The 3,966-nt window shown below is 58.9% G+C and carries 5 protein-coding genes and 1 pseudogene; 3 read left to right on the forward strand and 3 right to left on the reverse strand.

The genetic code is table 11. From position 1 onward, the window contains the following. The 3 genes from EN906_RS25685 to EN906_RS25695 all read left to right on the forward strand — a co-directional run. Nucleotides 1–470 (forward strand): amidase family protein (locus EN906_RS25685; protein WP_245484331.1); only part of this gene is annotated, 470 nt, incomplete at its 5' end. A gap of 49 nt (nt 471–519) precedes the next feature. Continuing rightward, nucleotides 520–1,053 (forward strand): DUF302 domain-containing protein, encoded by a 534-nt coding sequence (locus tag EN906_RS25690; protein ID WP_127269695.1) that lies wholly within the window; start codon nt 520–522, stop codon nt 1,051–1,053. Then, nucleotides 1,053–1,373 (forward strand): antibiotic biosynthesis monooxygenase, encoded by a 321-nt coding sequence (locus tag EN906_RS25695; RefSeq protein ID WP_127269693.1) that lies wholly within the window; start codon nt 1,053–1,055, stop codon nt 1,371–1,373. The genes EN906_RS25690 and EN906_RS25695 overlap by 1 nt, the downstream gene beginning before the upstream one ends. A gap of 868 nt (nt 1,374–2,241) precedes the next feature. Here EN906_RS25695 and EN906_RS25700 read toward each other — a convergent pair. From EN906_RS25700 to EN906_RS37420, 3 genes and pseudogenes are all read right to left on the reverse strand, one after another. Beyond that, nucleotides 2,242–2,934, reverse strand: a complete 693-nt coding sequence (locus tag EN906_RS25700) for an ABC transporter ATP-binding protein (protein WP_127267179.1) — start codon at nt 2,932–2,934, stop codon at nt 2,242–2,244. A 2-nt stretch (nt 2,935–2,936) separates the two neighbouring features. Next, nucleotides 2,937–3,683 (reverse strand): ABC transporter ATP-binding protein, encoded by a 747-nt coding sequence (locus EN906_RS25705; protein WP_024504922.1) that lies wholly within the window; start codon nt 3,681–3,683, stop codon nt 2,937–2,939. A gap of 40 nt (nt 3,684–3,723) precedes the next feature. Next, a pseudogene (locus tag EN906_RS37420) lies at nt 3,724–3,966 on the reverse strand (hypothetical protein); the annotation flags it as partial.

Below are 3,966 nucleotides of genomic sequence, written 5' to 3' on the forward strand. Positions count from 1 at the left end.
TCCTGGAGCGACACGCGATCCCCGTCGCCTTCAAGGATCTGCACGTGGGTCTGCGCGCAGGCGTCAAGGACGCCTGGGACCACTTCGTCATACCCGGCGCGCCGGGCTACCTGAGTGAGCAGGCTTATCACGCCCTGACTGCCGACCGCCTGGCGGTGAAGGAACGCATGAGCGAGATTTTCACGCGGCATGGTGCCCACGCGCTGATCTTCCCGACGACGCCCTGCACGGCACCGAGGGTTGAGCGCCAGATGCAATTCACCGTGGGCGGCCAGGCGGTTGATTTCCGGGCATTGGCCAACAACACCATTCCCGCCAGCGCTGCTGGACTACCCGGGCTCAGCCTGCCGATCGGCCTTGACAGCCATGGCCTCCCGATCGGCCTCGAGCTCGACGGGCCAGAAAGCGAGGATCGCGCGCTCCTTGGTCTCGCGGCGCGGGTGGAGAAGGTCCTCAGGGCAAGTCAATAACCTTCTAATCGCTCTCGAAATCCCGCCCCTCATCATTTGGAGACAGCCAATGGCCACCCCCACGGTCGAGACACGCCCGTTCACAAACGAGCACATCACCATCCGATCCGCCAATCCCTTCACCGAGACGAAGGCCAGGCTTGAGAGCCTCGTCCCGCGGATCGACGATGGGATATTCACACTACTGCGATACGGCGAGGCCGAGCGCGCTTTGCGCGAGCTCGAAGCTTCGGCGAACCTGTCGATTTTCGGCTTCCGGGACCATGGCGCGCTGTTGGCGATCGCAGGCCAGAAGCGGCGCTCCATCCAGTATGACATTGGCAACCCGCTTACGGCCTCGAAGATGACCCGCCACCAGCTTTCCGCCGGGATTTACGCACCCATCCGCGTCCTGTTGCGAGAGGACGGAGAAGGCTCGGCGTTCGAGTACGACCGGCCCGCCGCCGTTTTCCGCCAGTTCGGCGACCCGCTGGTTGACGTCGTCGCGCAGCGTCTCGACCAGGAACTGCAAGCCGTGCTGCAAGCTGCGGCGGCCTCAGGTTCTGAAGACGCACAGCCGCACGTGGAAGGAAGGGCTTCGTGATGCCGAAACAACAGCGCCGCGTCATTCTGATCAACACCTTCCGGTTGAAGGCAGAAGAGCCGGCGGAATTGATAGCTCTGCTAACCAAAGTCACAGAAGAGTCGGTCGCGACGGCCCTTGGCTTCGAAGGCGCGACACTGCATCTGAGCCTGGATGGCGAGCGGGTTGTGATGTATGCGCGCTGGCGAAGCCTCGCGGAATATCAGGCGATGCGCGCAGGCAGCAGCTCGATGAGCGCGCTTCGAGAGATCATGGAAACTGTGATTTTCGAGCCCGGCGTGTTCGAGGTCGTACGTGAGTTTCGGCCGCCGGACGTCTGACCTCACGGCCGGGCTTGTTCGTTTAATCTCAACTGAAAACTCCTCCGGATGCGTCGGAACGCTACGTTCTCGCCCTACAACGACTGTCTCCGACCGAGTTCATAGGTGACGCTTCATTGCGGGGGCGAACGTCGGTGTAGCCGACATCTGGCGGAAAGCCGTCGCCGGTAATGGAACGCGTTCCCATGCTCATCCGCCAACGGCGTTCTCAGCCAATCTATGCGGCTGCTTATGACCCACCGTTCCCACAAAGCGGACTGACTGGATTATCCGAAGCCAGGCATTCCTGAGCGACCGCTTGCCCGGAGGAACGAACGGCCGCTTTTGGGGGGATCGATGCCGGTGAGGCCGAACGGCCGATATTGGACGCAAAGCTGCCATTCGGTATGAGTTAAATTCGGGCAGCGAAATAGCTGGATCAGCTTCCTGAATCAAAATGGACGAACCGCTTCGTAAACCACTGACGAATAACGACTGTTTTAGCCTCTGCGGGTCAACTTTGCATATACAATCAATACGTAGAGGGGATGGTTAGCCAACCGGTTTCCTTCATATTCTCTCGTATGGTCCGGCGAACCTAAGACCAAGAAGACAATTAGTTTTTTGGGAGGGGTGCCTCAGTGCAATCCACAGAGAAGATCAATCACTGCATTTTGACCATAACGCTAAGTTGGCTTGGCCCTCGCGCGTAACTCGGCTGTGTCGTTGCGATCGAGATGTCCTGGGACAGCGCAGGCCAGGATCGGCGACAGCGCGCATGAGCGTGCCCCGGCGTTTTCGCGGTCGGGCAGCGGAGCTCGAGGATGGGCGTTGTCAAAGGTTTGATTCGCCATTGCCATCCGGAGCTCGACAACATCCTGGTCGTGCCTCACACTCCGAGGTGATCAAGAAGACTTTGTTGATCTTCGGCCATCTGATGGTTCGTCATTTCTCTGACGATTTTTCCATTTTCGATTACGTAGTACCGGTCGGCGACCTCGGCGGCGAATTGAAGATTCTGCTCGACTAAGAGAATGGTCAGTCCTGTGGACTTGATATCTTTGATCAGTGCACCGATCGCATCGACCACGACAGGTGCCAGCCCCTCTGTCGGCTCGTCGAGCATCAGAAACGAAGCGCCCATGTAAAGGGGCCGCGCTATCGCTAGCATCTGCTTTTCCCCACCCGACAACGACGCGGCCTTTTGCGAGCGCCGGGTTTTGAGGATCGGGAAATACTCATAGATCCGGTCGAGCGGCCAGGCGGTGTCTCCGTTCGCACGGCCGATCGACAGATTCTCGTATACGTTCAGCGTCGAGAAAATTCCGCGGTCTTCCGGCACAAAACCGACCCGCATCTTGCAAATCCGCTCAGGCGAGAGATCGATGATTTCGGTTCCGATGAAGCGGATGCTCCCGGTTCGTCGCGGAATATCGCCGATGATCGACTTCAGCAGCGTGGTCTTGCCGGCACCGTTTCGCCCCACCAACGTTACCACTTCGCCAGTCTGGACAGACAAGTTGACGCCCTGCAAAATATGGCTTTCGCCATAATAGGCGTCGAGATCCGTTATCTCCAGCATGCTCAATGGCGCTTTCCCAAATAGGCTTCTATCACCCGGGGATCCTGTCGGACGTCGGCGTAGCGACCGCGCGTTAGAAGCGCCCCCTGCTGCAACACAATGATCTCATCGGCGACATTTGCGATGACACCGAGGTTGTGCTCCACGACGATGATCATGCGGTCGACGGACAGTTGCGCAATAAGGTCCGTCGTACGCGATACATCTGCCGTCGTCATCCCAGCGGTTGGTTCGTCGAGAAGGAGAATCGTTGGGTGTGCTCCCAGGGAAATCGCGAGCTCCAAGGCGCGTTTGCGGCCATATGGCAGGTCCCCTGCGGGTCGACCGCGCAAAGAGGACGGAATTCCGACCTGATCCAGCAGTGCCGACGCTTCCGGCCGGTGATCCTCATGCCAGTCGATCTTTGCGAAGGCCTTCGTACCCCCGTCTGCTCGGCGCTGCACCGACAGCACGACATTGTCCATGACCGAGAGATTGGGGAAGATGCTCGTGATCTGAAAGCTGCGCACGATACCTTGGCGAGCAAACTGCTCGGCACGTAAACGAGTCATGTCCTGGCCGTTGAACAGCAGCCGACCACGCTTCGGCCGATAAAACCCGCTCAAGACGTTGAACAAAGTCGTCTTGCCGGCCCCATTAGGGCCGATGATGCCGTAAACCGGCTTTCTCTCGAATTTCAGGCTTAAGTCATTGATCGCCTTGAAGCCGCCGAAACTCATCGTGACGGACTGCAGTTCCAGTAGCGGCATCACGGTTCCGCCAGCGCTCTCGCCAATGTTCTGGCCACAATCAGGCATCGGCTGCATCTCCCGTAGCGACAACCCGATCGGGCTTCGATGCATATCGCCTGCCCGAGCCAGACATTTCGGCGGGTGGAACGCGGTCAACGGAATAATGCACGATTTCGCCGAGTATGCCGCGGCGGAACAGAAGCACAATGGTGACGAACAAAATGCCAAGGAACAGGCTGCCGCTGTCCGTTATCGACGAAAGCGTGCTGCGCATCAGCAGGACGACGCCGCTGCCAACGAA

The organism is Mesorhizobium sp. M7A.F.Ca.CA.004.06.1.1, from assembly GCF_003999135.1.
Classification (GTDB): domain Bacteria; phylum Pseudomonadota; class Alphaproteobacteria; order Rhizobiales; family Rhizobiaceae; genus Mesorhizobium.